23 protein-coding genes are annotated in these 20,303 nt (G+C 68.7%); 8 read left to right on the top strand and 15 right to left on the bottom strand.

What is annotated here, in order from left to right:
• Nucleotides 1-147: 147 nt before the first annotated feature.
• Nucleotides 148-1,131 carry a WYL domain-containing protein gene (locus ABGB08_RS06840; RefSeq protein WP_347587456.1) on the bottom strand — a complete coding sequence of 328 codons (984 nt, stop codon included), beginning with the start codon at nt 1,129-1,131 and terminating at the stop codon, nt 148-150.
• 63 nt (nt 1,132-1,194) lie between these two features.
• On the opposite strand from ABGB08_RS06840, the gene ABGB08_RS06835 reads away from it, so the two are divergent.
• Both ABGB08_RS06835 and ABGB08_RS06830 read left to right on the top strand, forming a co-directional pair.
• Nucleotides 1,195-2,361: an epoxide hydrolase family protein gene (locus ABGB08_RS06835; RefSeq protein WP_347587454.1), complete on the top strand. Its 1,167-nt coding sequence runs from the start codon at nt 1,195-1,197 to the stop codon at nt 2,359-2,361.
• A gap of 96 nt (nt 2,362-2,457) precedes the next feature.
• Nucleotides 2,458-2,790 (top strand): hypothetical protein, encoded by a 333-nt coding sequence (locus ABGB08_RS06830; RefSeq protein WP_347587452.1) that lies wholly within the window; start codon nt 2,458-2,460, stop codon nt 2,788-2,790.
• Between the two features lie 91 nt (nt 2,791-2,881).
• Here ABGB08_RS06830 and ABGB08_RS06825 read toward each other — a convergent pair whose 3' ends face one another.
• The 4 genes from ABGB08_RS06825 to ABGB08_RS06810 form a co-directional block, all read right to left on the bottom strand.
• Nucleotides 2,882-3,556, bottom strand: coding sequence for a PxKF domain-containing protein (locus ABGB08_RS06825; protein ID WP_347587450.1), 675 nt, complete (start codon nt 3,554-3,556; stop codon nt 2,882-2,884).
• 81 nt (nt 3,557-3,637) lie between these two features.
• On the bottom strand, nt 3,638-4,018 hold the full coding sequence (locus ABGB08_RS06820) for a sigma factor-like helix-turn-helix DNA-binding protein (RefSeq protein WP_347587448.1): 381 nt from the start codon (nt 4,016-4,018) through the stop codon (nt 3,638-3,640).
• A gap of 12 nt (nt 4,019-4,030) precedes the next feature.
• The gene (locus ABGB08_RS06815; protein ID WP_347587446.1) at nt 4,031-4,348 is read right to left on the bottom strand and encodes a sigma-70 family RNA polymerase sigma factor; all 318 of its coding nucleotides are present in this window, start codon (nt 4,346-4,348) and stop codon (nt 4,031-4,033) included.
• Nucleotides 4,349-4,358: 10 nt separating this feature from the next.
• A complete protein-coding gene (locus tag ABGB08_RS06810) occupies nt 4,359-4,838 on the bottom strand; it encodes an MFS transporter (RefSeq protein ID WP_347587444.1) in 480 nt (159 codons plus the stop codon).
• A 565-nt stretch (nt 4,839-5,403) separates the two neighbouring features.
• Here ABGB08_RS06810 and ABGB08_RS06805 point away from each other — a divergent pair.
• Nucleotides 5,404-6,519 (top strand): serine hydrolase domain-containing protein, encoded by a 1,116-nt coding sequence (locus ABGB08_RS06805; RefSeq protein ID WP_347587442.1) that lies wholly within the window; start codon nt 5,404-5,406, stop codon nt 6,517-6,519.
• Between the two features lie 462 nt (nt 6,520-6,981).
• On the opposite strand, the gene ABGB08_RS06800 is transcribed toward ABGB08_RS06805, so the two are convergent.
• Complete coding sequence (locus ABGB08_RS06800) at nt 6,982-7,287, bottom strand: hypothetical protein (protein ID WP_347587440.1); 306 nt, start codon at nt 7,285-7,287, stop codon at nt 6,982-6,984.
• A gap of 297 nt (nt 7,288-7,584) precedes the next feature.
• Here ABGB08_RS06800 and ABGB08_RS06795 point away from each other — a divergent pair, with 297 nt between their 5' ends.
• Both ABGB08_RS06795 and ABGB08_RS06790 read left to right on the top strand, forming a co-directional pair.
• The gene (locus ABGB08_RS06795) at nt 7,585-8,103 is read left to right on the top strand and encodes an alcohol dehydrogenase catalytic domain-containing protein (protein ID WP_347587438.1); all 519 of its coding nucleotides are present in this window, start codon (nt 7,585-7,587) and stop codon (nt 8,101-8,103) included.
• 153 nt (nt 8,104-8,256) lie between these two features.
• Entirely contained in the window at nt 8,257-8,568 is a 312-nt protein-coding gene (locus ABGB08_RS06790; protein WP_347587436.1) for a hypothetical protein, read from the top strand.
• 129 nt (nt 8,569-8,697) lie between these two features.
• On the opposite strand, the gene ABGB08_RS06785 is transcribed toward ABGB08_RS06790, so the two are convergent.
• Genes ABGB08_RS06785 through ABGB08_RS06755 form a run of 7 tightly spaced genes read right to left on the bottom strand, consistent with a single transcriptional unit; the run spans nt 8,698 to nt 17,214 of the window.
• Entirely contained in the window at nt 8,698-9,522 is an 825-nt protein-coding gene (locus ABGB08_RS06785) for a glutamate ABC transporter substrate-binding protein (protein WP_347587434.1), read from the bottom strand.
• 13 nt (nt 9,523-9,535) lie between these two features.
• Nucleotides 9,536-10,990 (bottom strand): hypothetical protein, encoded by a 1,455-nt coding sequence (locus tag ABGB08_RS06780; RefSeq protein ID WP_347587432.1) that lies wholly within the window; start codon nt 10,988-10,990, stop codon nt 9,536-9,538.
• A gap of 1 nt (nt 10,991) precedes the next feature.
• A complete protein-coding gene (locus ABGB08_RS06775) occupies nt 10,992-11,666 on the bottom strand; it encodes an FHA domain-containing protein (protein WP_347587430.1) in 675 nt (224 codons plus the stop codon).
• 1 nt (nt 11,667) lies between these two features.
• Entirely contained in the window at nt 11,668-12,957 is a 1,290-nt protein-coding gene (locus tag ABGB08_RS06770) for a VWA domain-containing protein (RefSeq protein ID WP_347587428.1), read from the bottom strand.
• Nucleotides 12,954-13,865 (bottom strand): protein phosphatase 2C domain-containing protein, encoded by a 912-nt coding sequence (locus ABGB08_RS06765; RefSeq protein WP_347587426.1) that lies wholly within the window; start codon nt 13,863-13,865, stop codon nt 12,954-12,956. The genes ABGB08_RS06770 and ABGB08_RS06765 overlap by 4 nt, the downstream gene beginning before the upstream one ends.
• Nucleotides 13,862-16,054 carry a tetratricopeptide repeat protein gene (locus tag ABGB08_RS06760; protein WP_347587424.1) on the bottom strand — a complete coding sequence of 731 codons (2,193 nt, stop codon included), beginning with the start codon at nt 16,052-16,054 and terminating at the stop codon, nt 13,862-13,864. Before ABGB08_RS06760 ends, ABGB08_RS06765 begins: the two co-directional genes overlap by 4 nt.
• On the bottom strand, nt 16,051-17,214 hold the full coding sequence (locus ABGB08_RS06755) for a hypothetical protein (RefSeq protein ID WP_347587422.1): 1,164 nt from the start codon (nt 17,212-17,214) through the stop codon (nt 16,051-16,053). The genes ABGB08_RS06760 and ABGB08_RS06755 overlap by 4 nt, the downstream gene beginning before the upstream one ends.
• A gap of 385 nt (nt 17,215-17,599) precedes the next feature.
• Between ABGB08_RS06755 and ABGB08_RS06750 the strand changes: the two genes are divergently transcribed.
• The 3 genes from ABGB08_RS06750 to ABGB08_RS06740 are packed head-to-tail and all read left to right on the top strand — an operon-like array spanning nt 17,600 to nt 18,844.
• Nucleotides 17,600-18,025 (top strand): SRPBCC domain-containing protein, encoded by a 426-nt coding sequence (locus ABGB08_RS06750; protein ID WP_347587420.1) that lies wholly within the window; start codon nt 17,600-17,602, stop codon nt 18,023-18,025.
• A 4-nt stretch (nt 18,026-18,029) separates the two neighbouring features.
• Nucleotides 18,030-18,371, top strand: coding sequence for a metalloregulator ArsR/SmtB family transcription factor (locus ABGB08_RS06745; protein ID WP_347587418.1), 342 nt, complete (start codon nt 18,030-18,032; stop codon nt 18,369-18,371).
• A complete protein-coding gene (locus tag ABGB08_RS06740; protein ID WP_347587416.1) occupies nt 18,368-18,844 on the top strand; it encodes an SRPBCC family protein in 477 nt (158 codons plus the stop codon). The genes ABGB08_RS06745 and ABGB08_RS06740 overlap by 4 nt, the downstream gene beginning before the upstream one ends.
• 75 nt (nt 18,845-18,919) lie before the next feature.
• On the opposite strand, the gene ABGB08_RS06735 is transcribed toward ABGB08_RS06740, so the two are convergent.
• Together ABGB08_RS06735 and ABGB08_RS06730 are read right to left on the bottom strand one after the other, a co-directional pair.
• Nucleotides 18,920-19,792: a hypothetical protein gene (locus tag ABGB08_RS06735; RefSeq protein WP_347587414.1), complete on the bottom strand. Its 873-nt coding sequence runs from the start codon at nt 19,790-19,792 to the stop codon at nt 18,920-18,922.
• A complete protein-coding gene (locus tag ABGB08_RS06730) occupies nt 19,789-20,109 on the bottom strand; it encodes a PadR family transcriptional regulator (RefSeq protein WP_347587412.1) in 321 nt (106 codons plus the stop codon). The genes ABGB08_RS06735 and ABGB08_RS06730 overlap by 4 nt, the downstream gene beginning before the upstream one ends.
• Nucleotides 20,110-20,303: the final 194 nt, after the last annotated feature.

Raw genomic sequence — 20,303 nt, 5'->3', positions numbered from 1 at the left:
CGACGTCGGTCGGGAAGGCACACCCGTGCCGCTTGCCGTAGTGCCCGATCTGCCCGCTGGACCGGGCCTTGCGTGCCGTCAGCACGGTGGATCATCCAGCGGGGTCCTCCGACGTCAATGTCACCCCCTAACGAGACCCGCGGACATTCAGCCCTCCGTGGAGTCGCCCCAGCCACGCTCGGCGGAGCGCCGCAGTCGATCGGAAAGTTCACGCAGCACAGGAACCAATTCCGGCGGGTCGAGCACTTGGAAATCGAAGCCCTTCGCCGCGACGTGGACGGCGAACTCCCGCAGCGAATTCGAGCCCGCGTGGAATACGCAGCTGTGCGCATCCACTGCTTCCAGCCGCCCAGCCGCCGGCGAAGTACGCTGCGCGACCTCCTCCACCGGAGCATGGAACAGAACGCGGGCCTGATGGGTGTAGGGCGCGGAACTGATGGACTCGGAGACGTACGCGGCGAGGTCCTCCCGAGGCAGCGGACGCGGGGTGAACCGGGCCCCGACCCGCCCGAGCGGTGGCACGATCCGGTCGATCCGGAACGTCCGCCAGCCCTGTCTGCCAAGATCCCAGGCCAGCAGATACCACCGGCGCGGCGTGTGCACCAGCCGGTACGGCTCCACCTCCCGCGCCGGCACCACCTCCCCTCGCCGGTAGCGCAGTTCGATCCGGCGCCGGTCACGGCAGGCGGCGGCGAGCGCGGCCAGCAGATCCGCGTCCACGGCCTCCGGATCCGCGTTCGCGAGCGGCACGGCCGACGCCTGGAAGGCGGTCACGCGATGGCGGAGCCGCGCGGGCAGCACCTGCTGAAGCTTGGCCAGCGCCCGCATCGCCGCCTCCCCCAGCCCGGCCACGTTCCCGGTCGCGGCGGTACGCAGACTGATCGTCACCGCCACGGCTTCCTCATCGTCGAGCAGCAGCGGCGGCAACGCGGCACCGATCCCCAGCCGATAGCCACCCGCCACCCCTGGCGTGGCATCGACCGGGTACCCCAGCTCACGAAGGCGGTCGATATCCCGCCGCAACGTCCGCAGTCCCACCTCCAGACGTTCCGCGAGCTCAGCCCCCGTCCAGTCGGTACGCGACTCAAGAAGCGAAAGCAACCGGAGCAGCCGAGCCGAGGTATCCAACATGAGCCACATTATGGCGACCATTGGTGCCAGAATCTGACACCAATTGTGTCTAGCGTCTAAGACATGACTAACAGCGACATGTCCGACCAAATCACCCCATACCGCATTGAGATCGCCCAGGAGGCGCTCGACGATCTGCGCCACCGGCTCCGCAACACCCGCTTCGCCCCCGAACTCCCCGGAACCGGCTGGGAACGCGGCGTGCCGACCGGCTACCTGCGCGAACTCACCGACTACTGGGCCGAAGGCTTCGACTGGCGCGCCCAGGAGGCCGCCCTCAACGCGTACCCCCAGTTCACCACCACCATCGACGGCGCCCGCGTGCACTTCATGCAGGTACGCTCACCCGAACCCGGCGCCACACCCCTGATGCTCATCCACGGCTGGCCCGGATCGATCGTCGAGTTCCTGGACGTGATCGGCCCGCTCACCGACCCGGCGGCCCACGGCGGCCAGGCCGGCGACGCCTTCCACCTGGTGATCCCGTCTCTACCCGGCTACGGCTTCTCCGGCCCGCTCCCAACCACCGGCTGGACCGACGGCCGCACAGCCGCAGCCCTCACCGAACTGATGTCCCGCCTCGGCTACCAGCGCTACGGCGTCCAAGGCGGCGACGTCGGCGCCTTCATAGCCCCCTTGATGGGCAGGCTCGCCCCTGAGAACGTCATCGGCGTTCACGTCAACGCCCTGCTCACCTTCCCCACAGGCGACCCCGCCGTAATGAGCACCCTCACTGAGACCGATCACGTCCGCCTGGCCGGCATGAAGAAGTGGCAGGACCACCAAGGCGCCTACCTCCAACTCCAGGGCACCCGCCCCCAGACCATCGCCGCCGCCCTGCACGACAGCCCCGCCGGCCAACTCGCCTGGATCACCGAGAAGTTCAAGGAGTGGACCGACCCGGCCACCGACCTCCCCGGAGGCGCCATAGACCGCGACCGCATCCTCACCGACGTGAGCATCTACTGGCTCACGGCCACAGCAGGCTCCTCAGCCCACACCTACTATGAACGCTTCAACGACGCCACCATGTGGGCCCCTAAGGGCCGCGGCCAGGTCCCCACCGCCGTCGCCGTCTTCCCTACCGACTTCTCCATCCGCCCCCTGGCCGACCAAACCCACAACGTCACGCAATGGACGGAGTTCGACCGCGGGGGCCATTTCGCGGCCCTGGAAACCCCAGACCTCCTGACCACCGACCTCCGAGCCTTCTTCCACGCCCTCACCTGAGGAAAGCGGACCGTTTCGCCACGCTCGACCTGACCCTTGGTGGAGCGGGGCGCCGAGGATTTCCGCACGAAGACTTGTGTCTCCGTACCTCCAGCTGTGCAGCCCACTGGGGAGACCACGCAGGTCACCCTGGCGCCCGAGCAAGGCCTCCACCCGCCCATCTCAGGACAGCCGCTCGGCCCCGGTAGCGGGATCCGCCTGTTCGTCAGCAGCTTCGCCGGGACCGACCCGGCTCCCGCGGTGATGGATGTCGACACCGGCACCCTGACGCCCGTCGTGGGCTTGCCGACCCCGGACCCGAAGACCACCCTCGTCACCACCGTCCGGGGCAGGCACGCCTTGGTCGAGGTGGCTGGGCCGGGGTCAACCAGGCGTGGGTATACCTGCACGCCGAGCGGCTGTTTCGCGAGCAGACAGGCGCGTCCCTGATGGCAACCCAAAGGTGGAGTTCCCGTGCGGGGCGCCCGGCCACGTGACGCGGCCCTGCACGCGCACGCGTGCAGGGCCGCGTTTACCCGGGTTACGTCAGCCGGACGTACCGCCGGTGATCGTCGCAATCGTCGTCATCGTGACCACCCTTCGCACGGAACCGGAAGTCGGCCCAGTGCTGTGTGCCGTCGGTGAGGGTCACGACCAGCCGCCGGCACTGCCCGGCCCACGCCTTGTCGGTCTTCCAGACGTAGGTGTAATGGCCGTCGTCGTAGTGCAGAGACGATTTGCCGGCAGGTGCCGTCGGCTTGAGGGCGCCGGGTGCGCCGCCACTACAGGGGAACTGGCCGGAGGCCGGTGAACCCTGCGCCAGAATGTTCATGCCCCGGTAGCCGCCGAGCCCGAACTTGATCGGGATGGACTGGCCGGGTTCCACCACGTTGACCGCCGGCGGGTTGTACACCGGGCGGAGGAAGCCGTGGAACGGCCATGCGGGCGCCTGGACCGTGACGGTACGCGGCGCCGACACCGAACCGCCGTCGTTGTCGCGGATGGTCACGGTCGCGGTGAACGTGCCCGGGCGGTAGGCGTGCGCCAGGAAGCACGGTGACACCGCTCCGTCAAGCGCCCCGGGGCTCGTCCCGTCGCCCCACTGCACCGTGCAGGTGTGCAGGTCCTGCACACCGGCGTCGGTGAACTCGACCCGCGCGCCGGAGGCGTCGACGGTCACCGCGCCGAGCACCGGCGGTGCGTTGGCGACGGTCACCGTGGTGCTATACAGGGTCTGAGCAGGCAAAGAACGAGGTTCTCGTGAATCAGTCACTCGTCCGGGGAGATCCGAGTGGATTTATGACCACACTGAGAGGCCGTCCTGCCCAGCCGCCCGCGCGAGATCCCAGCCGTGTACGGCCAGGTCCAGGCAGATCGCCCGGTCGATGGCCTCGGCGAAGGTCCATCGGCCGAACCGGCCGTCGAAGGTCGCCCATGCTTTGGCCGGGTCATCCAGGTCGGCCTGTACCTGATCACGGATCCGTACGAAGGCACCGAGCGGATCGTCCCGCACGGTCGGTCCCGGCCAGGATGTCTCAGCGGCCGGCCAGCCGAGCACGTCCCGCAGGATCAGCACGGCGCGCTGCCTCGGCGGGAGGTGCCGGATCGCGATCAGGAACGCCAGCTCGATGGTCTCCTTCTCGACGACCGGGGCGTCGGCAGCCGGTTCGAGCAGCATGTTGGGGTACGGCTACAGCCACGGAATCGCGTCGGGCGACGGCGTGTCGCCGGGCTGCTCGGCCGGGTCGGGTTGGCGTGGTGCGCGCGGGTGGCGGTCGAGGAAGTCGAGGCAGACGTTCGTCGCGATCCGGTACAGCCAGGCGCGGAACGTGGATCGGCCCTGGAACGTGTCGCGCTTGCGCCAAGCGCGCAGGAACGTCTCCTGGACCATGTCTTCAGCGTCCTCGAAGGAGCCGAGCATCCGGTAGCAGTGGACCTGAAGCTCCCGGCGGTGCTGTGCGAACAAGGCGCCGATGGCGGCCTCGTTGTAGGCCCTGGCGTGGCTCACGAGTTGCGCCTCACACTTTCCCGTAGGTCACCAACGTATTCCCGGGTGGATACCGTCGCCCCGGTGGGTGAGACGTGGCGAAGGCCCGCGACCGCCAGAACGGCGAGACCGGCGTAGGCCACGGCGGCGATGAGCGCGGCCGCGTTGAGCCCGCTGGTGAACGCATCCCGCGCCAGATCCAGCAACCCGGCGTGGCGAAGGCCGCCGCCACCGACGCGACGAGGAACACCGCCGCGCCCGACAGCAACACCTTGCGCCGGCCGATCCGGTCGCCCAGCGCGCCCATGGTGACCAGCAGCGAGGTGATCAAGAAACCGTAGACATCGGCGATCCACAACTGCTGGACCCCGTTCGCCCCCAGATCCGCACTCATCTGCGGCAGGGCCAGGAACATCACGTTGAGATCGACGGCGGTCAGCATGGTCGGCAGGCACAACACAGCCAGCCCAGCCCATTCCCGCCTTCCGGCCTTGGCAGGGGCCGCGGTCACGCTTCGATTCCTTTCGCAGCTGTGGCCGCGGCTTCACGGCCACTCACTGTTGAGACGGCGACGAGCCGAAAAACTCATCGCGGCCCCAACGGTGGTCGCATACCACAAGATCGTCGATCTCCAGCACGCCTCACCCTGGCAGGCATCACGCAGCGCTACCACCGAATACGGGACAGAGCCGAAAATCGGGACAAAGCCGTCTACTGGACATGCCCCGCTGAGGCCAGCAAGGAGAGGTGGCCAGGTTGTAGCCATGGCCAGCGCGAGGCGGCTGGGGATCGATTCAGGAAATAGCTGACATTTTTGCTGAGGTGGCCAGCGACTATCGAGTAGCACCAACAAAGGGATATGCAGAAGGAAAAAGGTGGCTATCGCCGTTTCTGGCTCTAGCGAAAGGTAAGCAAGTCTCCAGAAGAATGGCTCGCCGACGTTCTCGAACGACACTCGCCCGATTCGGGAAATGTCCGAATTTCGGGACAGCGGCACGTTCCAGGGGGAGAGAATGCCCAAGCGTCCTAATATTGTCTGGTTTCTTGCGATCGGCGCCGCACTAACTGGTGTGGCCATGCCCATGGGCACTCCCGCCATCGCCGTATCCGCCATCACGAGCCATCCCGACCAGAAATCGGACCCGCCGAGTGATCGGACCGCTGCGGCGATGCAGGCTTACCTGCGGGATCTGGCCGCAAAGGAGCAGTTCACCGGCACAGCGCTGGTAGTACGGCGCGGGAAGGTACTGGTGCGTGCGGCTGCCGGCGCGGCCGACGCAGAAGAGGACATCCCCAACCGGCCGGACACGGTCTTCCGAATCGCGTCGGTCACCAAGCAGTTCACCTCGATGCTCGTGCTGAAGCTGCGCGACCGTGGGCTGCTTGGCCTGGACGACCGGGTCTGTCCGTATCTCATCCCGGGATACATCAGGACCTGCCCGCAAGCGTGGAGGCCCATCACGATCCGCGAGATCCTGACGCACACCTCCGGTATCCCCGACATCCAGGGGCTGCCCGGCTTCTATATCAAGCTCTCGCAACCGACCACGACCCGGGAGCTCATCCAGCGGTTCGTGAACAAGCCGCTGGACTTCAAGCCCGGCACCAGCTGGAAGTACAGCAACAGCGGCTACATCCTGGCCGGGGCGATCATCCAGGCGGTGACGCGCAAGCCGTACGGCACCGTACTGCACGAAGAGATCACCGGCCCGCTGAGCCTTCGGCACACCGGCTACAGCAGGAGAAATCCGCCCGCCGGGTACGCGAAGGGCTACTTCACGGTCGGATCACCGGCCCCGCCCATCAACGGCTCCCAGGCGTTCTCCGCGACCGGCATCTACGCCAACGCCGACGACATCGTCCGCTGGGACCGATCTTTCGGCACGCACAAGGTCGCGCCACCCGCCACCGTCAAACAGGCGTTCACGCCACAGGCACCGTGCCCCTCCAACGGCTGCCTCAACCTACCGTCGAGCGCGTACGCCTTCGGCTGGCTCGTCGACCAGCTCCACGGACACCGGCTCCGGTACCACCCAGGTCTTCTCCAGGGCTACGCGGCGAGCAACATGTACCTGCCCGATGATGACATCGCGGTAGTCGTGCTCAGCAACGTGGAAGACACCGATACCAACGGCATCGCTCGCCACCTCGCCACAATGGCCCTCAAGTCTGCGAGTGCTCGCGATCACTAGCGCGTGGAATTCAAGACCGACTTGAGACCTGCGCCGTCTGTACGACCGGATCCGGGACGGCGGCTCTCTCGCTGCCGCCCTGGTCGACCGCCTGGGCGACCAAAAGTCCGGCGAAGGCCGTCACCGCCATCACGGTGCGCACCATGTGCAGTCCGGCAGCTGACCTCCGAGCACGGCCACATGATCCAAGGCGTGCGCCGAGTCCTACGCCGACGCTACCGCCGGGAAGCGCTCGCCGAGGAATTTCACGAGGGGTTTCGTAACCGCCGACAAAGGGTGCCCCTCCAAGGCAGCTAACTCGCCGCCCGGCACGCCCTCTCGCCACATCAGCCGAAATCCCTCTCCGGCCCAATCCAGGGGCGGAGTCGGATCAACGGTGTTCCACGTGATCGAGATTTCCGCGAACCTCTGGTGAACGATCTCGACGTGCTCACCCTCGAAGTCCAACAGGACCACGCTCGCTCAGTGCTCGATGTACAGGGTCGCGTTGGCTCGCAGCAGTGTCAGGGAGGTGTCCAGGGCAGCCTCAAGGTAGTTGATCCGGCCGGTGGACATCAGGATGGTCACGCCGCCCTGGACCGCAGCGACCAGCGCGGCCGCGGTGCGCTCGGCGTCGAGTCGCCGGTCGATCTGGCCGGTGTCCTGCATGTGTGCGATGCCGGTCCGCAACGCGGCCTGCCACTGCTCGATCAGCTGCGCGGTGAGGGTCTGGGCGGCCGGTGTGCTGCGGCCCAGTTCGGTGATCAGCACGCCGAGCGGGCAGTGCACGCCCCTGCTTGCGGTAGCGCCAGACGACCGCGTCCCGCCAGCCCTGCCACGCCGACCAGGTGGTCAACTCACCCAGGTGCGGCTGCTGATCCTCCAGGACCCGTTCGGCTTCGCGCGCGGCGACGGCGTACAGGAGTTCCTCCTTGTCGCCGGGAAAGTAGTGGAAGATCTGGCTCTTACCTTGGTGGTCAGCCGGGGCGTGGTACCGGTCGTCCGCATGGCCCTCCTCTTCTGGACTTGCGGGTCCATTTTATCTGGACGAGTGTGGCCCTCGACCGACAGAAAGGTGCGAGAACGATGCAGGCGATTGTCGTCGAGCGGTTGGGTGAGCCGGAGGAACTGCGCATCGCGGAGCGGCCGACCCCGCGGCCCGGCCCTGGGGAGATCCGCGTCGAGGTCGGCGCGGCGGGGGTGAACTTCATGGACACCGGAGCCCGCCGGCTCGGCCCGGCGGTGGGCCAGGTGCCGTTCATCCCCGGTGTCGAGGGCGCCGGCCGGGTCAGCGCACTCGGCGAGGGCGTGACCGAGTTCGCCATCGGTGACCGGGTCGCGTGGGTGTACGCCTACGGCTCGTACGCCGAGGCGCTGGTGCTGCCCGCCGCGAGCGCGGTGCCCGTGCCGGATGGTATCTCCGACGAGGTAGCCGCGAGCGTGATGATGCAGGGCATCACCGCGCACCACTTCACCACCGAGGCCGCCCCGGTGAATCCCGGGCAGTTGACGCTGGTGCACGCAGCGGCCGGTGGCGCGGGGACTCGACCCGCTCTGGCTTGCACCCCCGTTTTCCCAGCTCAAAGCAGCAAGGTCAGTAGATGATTCCCAAGCTGACAGCGCGGGTTCGATGCCCGCCACCCGCTTCAAGCGTAAAGGCCCAGGTCAGGGAGCATATATCCCAACCCGGACCTTGATCATTTCAGGCGCCTTGTCGCTTCGGTGCAGTTAGGGGATACCGGGTGCGATCATGGCCGCGTGGTTGATGTCACCTTGGTCGGTTCCGATGGCTCCGTGGTCTTGGTGAAGCTCCAGACCGATACATGGGAACTCAACATTCGGGCACCTGTAGCGGACTTGGCACGTCTCCGCGACATCAGGCAGGCGGATTGGGATTCTCGTCGTTCCCTCGCCGTGGGCACCTGCGCCGGCTCTCCCGTCTTCTGGACAGTGAGCGACGACCAGGCGGCCATCCTCATCGGCCGTGACGACGAGACGTGGGACATGGGGATCAGCCTGCCGATTGGAACCGTAGATGAGATCGTCCGTCTCGCCAGTGAACGCATGTGACAACGCCGATCTTTCGGGAGCCATGGTCAACTGGCGGGAACGAAGAGGCCCGGGCACGGTGAATGCGCTGAAACCGACCTCCCGGCGTGGCCATAATCCAGCAACGACGTCACCCGCAGGCGGCGGAGGTCAGCCGCAACCTTCGAATTGGGGGACAGTGAAGGTGAGTGCCAGGCCGGACTTCGCGAACCACTTCTGCAGCAGCTTCTTGGCGGTTCCGTCCAGGTACATCTCCGTGATGGCCTTGTTGACCGCCTCGCAGCCGTCCAGGTCCCCGGCCTGGATGCCCACGCCATACCGCTCGTCACTGAACGGAGCGTTGACGATCTTCAGGTCCGGGGTGGCGAAGCCGGCCAGGATGAGGTCGTCGGTGGAAACCGCGTCTACCTTGCCCGCATTCAGATCGGATATGCATTCGCTGTAGGAGGCGGCCTCAACCAGCTCCACGGCGATCTTGCGTTCCTCCTTCACCCGACGCCAGGAATTCGAACCGGTCACCTGGCACAGCTTGCGCCCCTTCAGGGCCCGCACACCGGCGATCCCGCTCTCCCCGGACCGGACGAGGGTGTCCTGGTGAGCGACGTAGTACGGCCCGCCGAAGGCCACTTTCGTCTTGCGTTCCGGAGTGATCGAATAGGTTGCGACGACCAGATCTACCGAGCCGTCCATGAGCACCTTCTCCCGCTCGGACGAGGGGGTCGCGACGAATCTGGCGTTCTTCCCCAGCTTGCGGGCGATGTAGGCGGCCACATCGACATCGAATCCGGTGAACTCGCCGGCCGCATCCTTCATCCCCAGCCCTGGCTGGTCCGGCTTCACCCCGATAACCAGGGAATCCTTGTCGAGGATCGACGAGCCGGCGGCGCAGGCCGGCACCGAAAGCAGCGCGACGGCCCCAAGCAGCACCAAGGCGGACGCGCGGCGCAAACGGCCCCTCCCGGTCAGCGCGACCATGAACATCTTCCCTTCACCGGTATTCGGCGAGCCGGGGCCGGACCCCGACCAGGATCAGCAGGCCGGCGGCGACGGCCGCCCCAGGTAACAGCAGGTCCCAGCCGTCGAGGGCGCGGTTGCCCGCCGCCACGGCGGCGCCGAATGCCTGGCGGCGCAGTGCGGTCAACTCGACGAGGGTATCGTCGTAGGCTCCGAACGACGCACCCATGGCCTGCCGCACGGCGTCGCTGTTCTTGCCCGCCGTGGCGAGCTGCCGCATCCGCCGGTCATCATGCTGGAACTGCTGGTAGTGCGTCAGCACCGTGGCCAGTGCCTCGCGCTGGCCGGGCAGGGTGACGCGGTCGGCCTCCGAGCCATAGAAGCCGAGGAAATCCGCCTCGCCGGGGAAGGCGGCTACGGCGCCGTCTACCGCGGCGTAGTACTTGTCCAGGTTCCCAGCGGGGACATAGAACACCGACTGTGACTTGTCCAGGTATACCTGCTCATAGGTGTCCGCCCGCTGCGGGTCAAGCAGATACCTGCTCTCATCCCCGTGCAGGCTGTTTCCGATCGCGCGTGCCCGGGACAGCACGAGAACCGAGTCGAAGCCGTCCTCCTTGGCCGCCCGCAGCTCGTCGGCCGCCCGCTGCAGGACGAGCACTCCCGCGACGGTCAGCACGCCGGCGACGATGGTGGCCGCCAGCAGCGCTGGGTTGATCGCCCGGCGAAACCTGCGGGCCACGAAGACCTGCAACGCGACCAGAACGGCCAGCGCGAGCGCCCCGCCGAGCGCCACCCAGAACCGGCCCGCCAGCAGGGCGGACGACTCGGCCGCGTACGCGTGCCTGACGACGGTTCCGCTGTCGAGCGTGAGGTTGTAGGCCTTGGGCAGCAGGTCCAACCGCATCAGGTCGGTGGCCTGGCGGTAGGCGTCGAGAGCCGGCTGCGAGGGTGGTCCTGGGGCATGCGGGGACTGCTCGTCCAGGAGGAGGGCGCGCGACACGAGCCGCTCGTAGCGGCCGAGCCCGTCGAGTACGGCGCGCACGGTCGCCTGCCCCGTCGGGTCGCCGCGAGCCAGGTCGGCGGCCTGCAGCACGGCGCTGTCGGCCTGCGCGCGGCGCTGGTCGTAGCGGTCCAGCGCGGCCTTACGGCTTGGCCCGCCTTCTACCCCGGCCAGCAACACGGTGGCCACCTGGGCGTCCATATCGCTCAACGCGTAGTAGAGGTCGGCGGTGGCCACCACCTGCGGGCCGGCTGTGTGCCCGATCGTGCGCAGCCCGTCCCCGGCGTGGCTCAGGGCCACGCCCATCAGCGCGGACAGCAGGCCGACGGCGAGGACGGCGACACCTGCCCCGGCACGGATCCGCCCGGGAACCGTCCGCAGCCGCGGGGTGCGCGGCGGCGAAGGGGCGGGCGTGGGCGCGGCTACCGGCCCGGGTGGCGGGATGGGTGCGGGCGCGGGGCCGCTGGTAGAGGTGATAACGGCCATCTCAGCCCTTCCGCACCGTGATGCTAGTCCATGCGCCGACGTGGATGCGGTTCCCGTCGTCGAGGGGGATCAGCACGTTGTGCTCCACCGGCTTGCCGTTGAGCAGGGTCCCGTTGGCCGATCCCGGGTCGACCAGCTGCCACGTCCCGTCGTTCTGAGCGAGCAGCACCGCGTGCAGGTGGGAGACGCCGGGATCCTCGGGCGGACCGGCCAGGTCGATCTCGGGGAACAGCGCCCGCGATTGGCTGCGCCGCCCGATTCTGACCTCGGGCCCGACCAGGGGCACCCGCCGCTCCGGGCAGTACGGCGGGAACGCGACGCGGGTGGCGTCGGGGCCGCCCTGCGCGATCGTCGCCTCGTAGTGGCCACGGTCCGCCGTGATCACCGCGACCCAGGCGGAGGCCAGCGTGGACGGGGCAGCTGGGGTGGACGAAATGGAGGACCGCGTCCCCCGGCTCCCGCCGCCTAGGACGAAGTCGTACCCGCAGCTCTCGCAGAATCGGCCGCCGCGTGGTGCCCCGCAGTCGGGGCAGTCGTCCAGTTGGTCGGCGGTGGAGGGGACGGCCGGAGCCGAAGCAGCCGGGCCGGCCGGAGCCGGGGTGCCCGTCAGCAACGCGCCGCAGATATCGCAGTACTCCTCGTCCGCGGAATCGTGCCCTGCCGGACAGATCGCCATCTCAGGCCTCCGGGTCCTTGCGCATCCGGACGGTGCGGACCGACCGGGTGTCGAGCGCGATCTCGTCCGCCTTGTCAACGTCCCGCCGGAGGCGAGCGGTTCCCGTCGCGGGGTCGACCTCGACCACCTTGTCGAGCAGCTTGGCGGTCTCCTCGTTGCCGGCCTTCTCGGCGATGGCGCGTGCCTTACCGAGCCGGGCGGTCGCGGTGTCCAGGTCGCCGTCGTTGCGGGCCTGCAGGCCCTCCTGGATGAGCGAGGCGAGTTCCTGCTGGCCGGTGTAGTGCGCCACCCGGGGGTTGATGCGGGTCGACTGGACGGGGTCGTCACTCCACTGCGCCAGGATGTTCCCCTTGGCCAGCACCTCCCCGGACTCGGGCAGGACCAGCCTGACCAGTCCGGCGCGCATCTCCTGGCCGACGTTCCCGGCGGGCACCCGCACGCTGATGTGGTACTCGCGGGATTCACCGCCCCACGCTCCGGTGGGGTAGTCGCCGGTCAGCTCGTCCACCTCGGTGCGGCGGCCGGTCAGGTCCTCCAGCGCCGGCGAGACCTGCTTGACGAAGCTCAGCTTCGCCGCCCGCGGCGTCCACAGGCGCAGCGCCACGTCCGCGACCGTCTTGCCCATCGCCGCCTGGGTCATCGCCCGGAAGTCGGCCTCCAGGTCCTCGGGCCGCCGGATGTCCATCACGCTGCCGAGCAGAGTGGAGGCGATCTGGCGAAGCTCGGCGACCACCCAGTCGACGCCCACTCCGCGGCAGTCGCAGACGAACTTCCCCGCGCAGTACGACAGGTTCGCGCCGAACTCCGGAGCGCGCTCGTACTCGTTCTTGCCGTCCGTCAGCAGGATGGCATGCTTGATCGCGCCGGGGTACGCCCGCTGGTACTCGCTGAACAGGTCCGCGGCGAGCCGCAGCCACCGGCCCATCGCGGTCCCCCCACCGGACACCAATCGGGCGACGGCCTCCTTGGCGGCGTGCCTGCTCTGCGGCGTCGCCGGCACCAGCACCGCGCGGTCGGGAAAGACGATCTCGGCTTCGTGGGTGCCCGCGATGACCGCGAAGTGCACGCCGTCGCGGAGGGTGTCGATGGCGGCCTGTGCGGCCTTTCTCGCCTCGGCGATCTTGTCGTACCCCATCGAGCCGGAGGCGTCGACGATGATGATCTCGGCGGCCTGGACCGGGGCGGCGCGCTCGATCGGGCCGCTCGCCTCGACCGTGACGATCGCGTGCACGTCCCCGCTTCCCACGGGAAGGTACTTGTTCTGGTCCACGCGCAAGGTGAAGTCGGTCACTGCTGCTCCTTCGGGAAGACCATGGTGGTCTCGGCCTGCTCGCCCTGTCCGAAAGGGAGTCCGAAAGGGATCACCAGGACGGTTATGTTGTCGTGTCCGCCCGCCTCCAGCGCGAGCCGCGTGAGTCGCTGCGCCACCGCACGGGGAGTGGCGTTCAGGGCGACGGCGGCGAGCGCCGTCGGCTCGGGGTAGTAGTTCCACAGGCCGTCGCTGCACAGCAGGACCACGCCCGGCCCGTCTGGGGTGAAGGTGCGGATGCGCGGCATGATGTGGCCCGCGTCCGCGCCCAGCCAGGCGGTCAGCATGTGCGTCCCCGGGGTGGCGTCGTCACCGGTCAGCAGCTCGGACGCGGATCCGAGCCAGTAGGCCCGGCTGTCGCCCACCCAGCCGATCGTGACCTGCCGCCCGCCGGCCACCGCCGACACGTAGGTGCAGGCGGGCGCGTCCTCGCCCGGCAGGGCCAAGGCGACGACGGCTTCGGCGGCGAGCCGTACCGCCTCGCGGGTCGCGGTCTCGGGGTCGGCGCCCTCCTCCAGCTGCTTGGCGAGGGCGGCCGCGGCGGTGTCGGCGGCGGTCTGGGACGCCTCCTCAGGGCGCGGCGAGGTGGATACTCCATCGCAGACCACTCCTGCGACCACCGTGCCCGCCACGGTCAGCGCCATGGCGTCCTCGTTGCGGCTGTGCCGCAGGCCGCGGTCGCTCACCCCGGCCGCGACCTCCAGCTCGATCTCGACGTGGTCGCGGCCGGAGGGCTGGAGCATGCCGCAGTTCTCGCAGTAACCGTCGGCCCCGACCGCCTGGGCGCCGCACGCGGTGCAGCCGGCGGCTCCCAGGGCGTGGCCGCACTGCTCGCAGTACGCTTCGCCTACCAGGACGAGCGTCCCGCAGGTGGGGCAGGCGCCGCTCACCACAGCGTCCTCGGGCGGATGGAGTTGGCCAGGTCGACGAAGTCGTGCCGTTCCGCAGTGGATGGCGCCGATCTGGCCAGTGCCCGGTAGACGCGCTCCAGTTCCGCGCGCACCCCCTTCTCGTGCAGCGGCGTGCCCAGCAGCGTCGCCTGCCCGGATGAGGCGGCCCGCCTGGCGGCGACCCGGCCGAGGGCGCTCAGCAACACCTCCGCGAGCAGACCGTCGCGGTCTCTGGCGTCGAGCTTCAGGTTCCGCAGCCGCTCGCCCGCGGCGACCAGTTCGCCTTCGGCGGGGTCATGTCCTCGTACGGCTGCCGCCACCGCGGCCGCCTGCGCCGCGGTGTGGTGGATGGAGGTCGCGGGCACCTCGTCCAGACCGGCGGTCGCCCCGGTGCGGTCACCCCCCGCCAGCCGGAGCCTGGCCAGGCCGAAGCCGGCACTCACGTATGACCGGTCGGTCTGCCAGATGGCCGCGTAGTGACGCTCTGCCTCCTGACCCGCTCCGTCGGCTTCGAGGGCGAACGCGAGGGCGAGCCTGGGCGCGGCCTCACCGGGGAGCCACGAGTAGAGCCCGTCGAAGATGCGCACCGCCTCAGCCGGGTCCCCCGAGGCCAGTTGCCCGACCCCCCGATACCACCAGATCCGCCAGTCTCCCGGCAGCTGTCCCGCGGCGTCCGCGAGCAGCTGGTCCGGGACTGGACGGCCGAGTTCGCTGAGCACCCTGATCAGCGCGAGTGTGGTCTCGGGGGTGGACGGAGCGGATTCCAGCAGTGCGACAAGCTCGGCGGGGTTTCCCGACGTGAGGCCCGCGAGCAGGCCGGCGGCGGGGTCGAGCGGGTCCACCAGGGGGACGGGCAGCGCGGACGCGGCGGCGAGGCGGTCGAGCGGCCCGAAGACCTGCCCCGTGGCGGCCGGGGCGAGCTCGGTTCCGACGGCCTGCCGCTCCGGGCCGAAAACTCCGGACTGCGCCGGGTGGGGGACGCCCTCCTCCGCGGCGCGCACCTCCCTGAGCACGCCGACGAGCTGGTCGGACATCTCCGCCGTGTGCTGGAACCGCCGGGCAGGCTCTGCGTCGGTCGCCCGTTCCAGGAACCGGCGGTAGGACTCGTACCTCGGGTCGATGGCCGGCAGCGGAGCTGCGGACCCGCCGCTGACGGGGCTGAACGGGAAGCTCAGTACGGCGAGCGTGCGCCCCACCGTGTAGAGGTCGGAACAGACCGACGTCCCGTCGGAGGCGATCTCCGGCGCCTGGTACCCGACCGTTCCGTAGATCGCGCTGTCCTCGTCGTCGATCCGCCGCACGGCGCCGAGATCGATGAGCTTGAGCTGCTCCTCCACCTGGATGACGTTGCCGGGCTTCAGATCGCAGTACAGCAGGCCCCGCTCGTGCAGATAGCCGAAGGCCTTGAGGGTCTCCAGCCCGAAGGCGATGGCCTGGGCGACCGGGAGAGCCTGCCGGTTGTCGCTCTCCCGCAGCCGCGCGCGCAGCATCTCCTGAAGCGGCACGCCGCCGACGTACTCCATCACGATGTAGCCCACCATCGTCCCGGTGCCGGGGTCTGGGTGGGTGACGAAATTGAAGATCTTAACGATATTCGGATGGTCCATCGCGGTGAGGAAACGCCGCTCGGCCTCCGCCGCGGCCAGCGCCTCCACGTCCCCGGTGTCGAGCAGCCCCTTCAGGACCACCCACCGGCCCTCCAGGTTCCGGTCGGCCGCCAGGTAGATCCAGCCGAGACCACCATGTGCCAGGCAGCCCTTGACCTCGTACTGCCCGCCGACGAGGTCGCCGTTGGCGAGCTTGGGCGTGAACGAGAACCGCCAGCCGCAGTGCGGGCAGAACCCCTCCGTCCGTCCCGTCTGATCACCTCTGCGGCGGCCCACCGGCTTGCCGCAGTCGGCGTTGCCGCAGAAGCGCCGGTCCTCCGGCACCTGGGGGTCGGACAGCACCACCCCGGCCGGGTCCTGGTACGGCACGGCAGGCACCTCGACCAGGCCCATCCCGAGCTGTCCCCGGCTCGACCGGCTGCTACCGGTGCGCGCCGTACCCGACACCATTTCCAGCCGGGCGGATGGCCTGGTCTGCGGAGCCGAGGGCGGCGCCGTCTCGGCTTGTGCGGCCATACCGCAGAGGTCGCAGTAACCGTCCTCAACCGTGCCGCCGCATCCCGGCTGGGCGCATTTGATCACCCTGCCCCTCCGATCCGGCTGATCGCCCGCTGGTAGGCGGCGATCGCGACGGTAGCCTGCCGCAGGTCGCACGGTGCCGTCCAGAGCAGGGTGCGGGCCTCGCCGTGCAGCTCACGGAGCGCGGCGTCCTCGGCATATCCGAGTCGAACCACCTTGGCGTGGTAGGCCTCCAGGCGGCCACGCAGCTCGTTACGGCGGCCGATGAGGCCCGCTATCGATTCGGTCGCGGTCCGCGCCAGCGCCAGCGCCTCGTCCACGGCGCTTTCCAGCTCGGTCAGGCGGTTGACCAGCTCCAGCCAGCGGTCGCGGGCCGAATCCAGCGCGCCCAGCCGATCCTGCAACGCGGCGGCCTGGTCCGGCAGCGTCGGCAGCGCGGGTGAGGCGATCTTGACGAGCACCGTGTCCCTGATCGAGCGGGCCTCGTTCTCGGCCTCGGCGACCTGCGCGATGCGGTCGCCCAGGCGGCGGGCCCGGTCGTTGTACTCCACTCGAATCCGCGCGGCCTGCTCCAGCAGCCCGCGACGGGCGGTGAGGTCGGCGAGCAGTCCGTCGAGTTCGTCGCCGAGGGCGGCCGAACCGAGCGGGTCGGCGGTGACCGCCGCGCGGATCCGGTCGATCCCGGCACTGATGCGATCCAGATCCGGATCGGTGCCGTCCAGGTCGCGCAGCAGGTCCTGAGCCGAGCGGCGGGCGCGATCAGCCTCGTCGAGCCGCGGGAGCAGCGCACTCCATGCGTCGTCCGCGGCCGCGACTGTCGCGGCGATGTCACGGTAGGCGGCGTCCATCCGCGCCACCACCGTGTCCAGCGTGATCCACTCGCCCGCGGCCCGCAGCAGCGACCGCTTCTCGACCGGTACGTTCTCCGGTTTCAGCTCCACCGATGGGCCGGAGAGCAGCCCGGTCAGCGCGGCCAGGTCGGGCTTGCCTGCCCTGAGCTGCTGCGCGCGATCGAGCACCTTCCGGTAGGCGTCGAACAACCACCACAGGGTGACCGCTCTGGCCTGGGCTTCGTCCCAGCGGCGCCGGGTCTCCCCGGTCAGCCGCGCCCCGTCGAGCAGTTGGTAACCCGGGTGCGAGTCGAGGTCGAGCAGGTCGCTTGAGATCCTGTCACGTTCCTCGGCACGGCGACGCAGCGCGAAGTCGACTCCTTCGATGCTCATCGGCGGGCCATCGGCCCTTGGCATGGCCAACGTTGCTAGGCCTCCCCAGCGCGAGTGAACAAGATTGTTATCACCCCATTCTTTACACAATTTCGGGATTCGCGCGCTATACCCGCCCCCGGCGACGTCCGCATGCCGGCTCCAGCGCACGGCCAGGCCTGACGCCTCGGCAGGTCGGAGCAGTGCCGATCGTGAGCACCGCGCCCGCAGCGGAACCCTGCACCTGTAGCGATCTCCAACGCGGGCTGGCGCCTCCCCACGGAGTGCGGACGGTTACACGGAATGGCTCACTGGTCGCGGATGCTTCATCGACCATATGGACTGTTGGTAACTTTTCCGTTACCGTAGCCTTCCTGTTACGGAGTCTGCGGGAAGGACCGAAATCATGGAGTCGTACCAGGCCAGTTCGGTGATCAAAGCTGAACCGGAGAGGATCTGGCCGATCCTGACCGATGTGTCGGCGTACCCAGAATGGGACTCTGGCGTAGAGCGGGTTGAGGGGACGGTTGGGCTCGGCGCGAAACTCAAGGTCTTCGCCGAGGTCAGTCCGGGCCGGGCGTTCCCGGTCAAGGTGAGTGAGTTGGTGCCCGACCGGCGGATGGTGTGGAGCGGAGGGATGCCGCTTGGGCTGTTCAAGGGAGTACGCACCTATTCGCTGTCCCCCGGGGAGAACGGGACCACGACGTTCACGGTTCGTGAGGAGTACACCGGTCCGCTGCTGCCGTTGATCTGGCGGTCGATGCCCGACCTGCAGCCGTCCTTCGATAAGTTCGCCACCGGCCTCAAGGAACGAGTGGAAGGGCTGGGCTGAGGTTGTGGCATCGCTAAGTCCGGTCGGCGACCCGTTCGATGCGTTAGGCGATCCGAATCGCCGTGCCATTGTGGAAATGCTCGGCTCCGGCGGCGGTGACGGCCGTTCGGTCCGCGAGATCGCCGATGCCCTGCCGATCAGCCGGCCCGCGGTCTCCCGCCATCTTCGCCTGCTCAAGGACGCCGGCCTCGTGGTTGAGCAGGCCCAGGGCACGCGCCGCATCTACCGGCTGCACGATGAGGGTGTAGAGGCCGTCCACCGTTATCTGGCCCAGGTGTGGGGTACGGCCGCTGCCCGGTTCCGGCTGGCCGCGGAGAACATCGAACAGCTCGGGGAACAGCCGTGATCGAACCGCTGCGCATGTCCTTTCAGGTCAACTGCCCGCCCGTGCACGCCTTCGAGGTGTGGACGTCGAAGATCTCGCTGTGGTGGCCACGCGACCACACCGTGAGCGGCCGGCCAGAGGTCGACGTCATCCTCGAACCCCGGGTGGGCGGCCGAATCTTCGAGCGCCTCGGCGCCGGGGCCGAGCACGACTGGGGCGAGATCACCGTATGGGAGCCGCCACAGCGAATCGGCTACCTGTGGCACCTTAACCGTGATCGTTCCGACGCCACCGAGGTGGAAATCACCTTCATCGATAACGACGACGCCACTACCCGAGTGGAGATCGAACACCGCGGCTGGGAACGGCTCGGCACCCGCGGACCTCAGTGGCGTGACGCCAACCGGGCGGGCTGGGGCGGCCTGCTCCCCCACTTCGCCGCCGCTTGCGCCGACGACGGTTCGAGAGTAACGAAATCGGGGCAGGCGGACTGATCCACAAGTGTTCCCAGGCCGCATAGGGTGGCACAGTTCTCTGAATAGGTCGCGTCAATTCACATTCGCGGGGAATCAGACCTTCTCTCTGGTCCGTTGGGCCACGATGAATGACGAGATCACGAGCAGGGTGAGCAGCCCCCAGTAGGCGAAGCCCTTTCTGCCGTGCATGGAGAGGTTCGCACCCAGGTACGTCAGGCCGGGGATCAAATAGATGGCGGCCGCGAGCGCCCACCTGGCATCCCGAATTGCGACCGTGGCCCAGAGCACGGCCCCGAGCACCAGCACCTCGACGCCCGCCCGGGAAAGCAGCCACGGCAGATACTCCACGTAGCCCAGGCCGACGGCGAACTGCAGCCCCCAGCAGAACGCTGGAATAAGAAGCCACAACCATGATCGAGCAGGAAGGCCCTTCCCGGGCCTCACCGCGAGTACGGCCAGGCCGGCGGCAATCACCCAGAAGGGCATCATGCTCGACACCTCGACATAGGCGGGACCGAAGTCGGCCACCCTCAGCGCATCGCCTCGGAAGACCAGGAAGCGGCTGGACTCGAGCGCCGCGATCAGTGCCAGGGGAAGCGCCAGCCGTACCCATCCGCGGATGATCGCCACCATCAGCACGATCGCGCCGAGGGTCCAGATCGGCCGGATGAAATGCGGCAGCATCTCGATCTTCATGGCGAACGTGGTCGTCGCGACTGCGAGCACGCCCAGGTGCAGCCCGTCCGCCCACCAGGGCGCCCCGGTGGCCCTGGCGTTCCGCGCGCGGGCGGCGAACCCGCCGACGATGAGAGCGACCGCCTCCCTGAGTGGGGGACGGCGCGTCTGCGGATCGGACGCCGCCATCAGCGTGGTGACGAGTTCCTCACCGTGCCAGTCGCGGTAGACCTTCGGGTAGGCCCTGAGCAGACTGCGGTAGCGCCGTTCGAGCGCGGCCCCGGTGCTCATGCGCCCATCACCGCGATCTGGCCCGTGACGACCCTGGCGGCCTGCTGAAGCCGTACGGCCTCCTCGCGGACGGCAGTAACGCCGACGTCGGTGATCCTGTAGTAGCGCCTCGGCCGGCCGTCGACGACCTCTTCACGGTCGACCACCACCAGGCCCGCCTCCGCGAGTCGGTCGAGCGCGCCGTACAGGGTGCCGACGGCGAGTTTCACCCGCCCAGCCGATTGCTCACCTGCACGTTTGATGATCCCGTAGCCGTGGAGAGGGGCCTCTAGGAGTGCGGCGAGGATGAAGTACGTCGCCTCTGTCATCTTGGCCATGCGGGGACCATATATCGGGAGCCGATATATTGGCCAGCGCTTTTGCGCATCTGCCTCCGTGTTGTCCGCCCTGATCTCTCAGCGCCCAACCTCCCCGAACGCGACCACCTCACGCGACAGGCCGCACGGCTCAACGCGCAGCTGCGCAGTTGAGCCGCCGAGCAGCACGCCCAGGTCGAATCCTTCCGCGCCGC

Origin of the sequence: Acrocarpospora sp. B8E8 (genome assembly GCF_039871605.1) — a bacterium.
Classification (GTDB): domain Bacteria; phylum Actinomycetota; class Actinomycetes; order Streptosporangiales; family Streptosporangiaceae; genus Acrocarpospora; species Acrocarpospora macrocephala.
The sequence above is the reverse complement of the archived record's forward strand: the minus strand, read 5'-3'. Positions and strand labels throughout refer to the sequence as shown.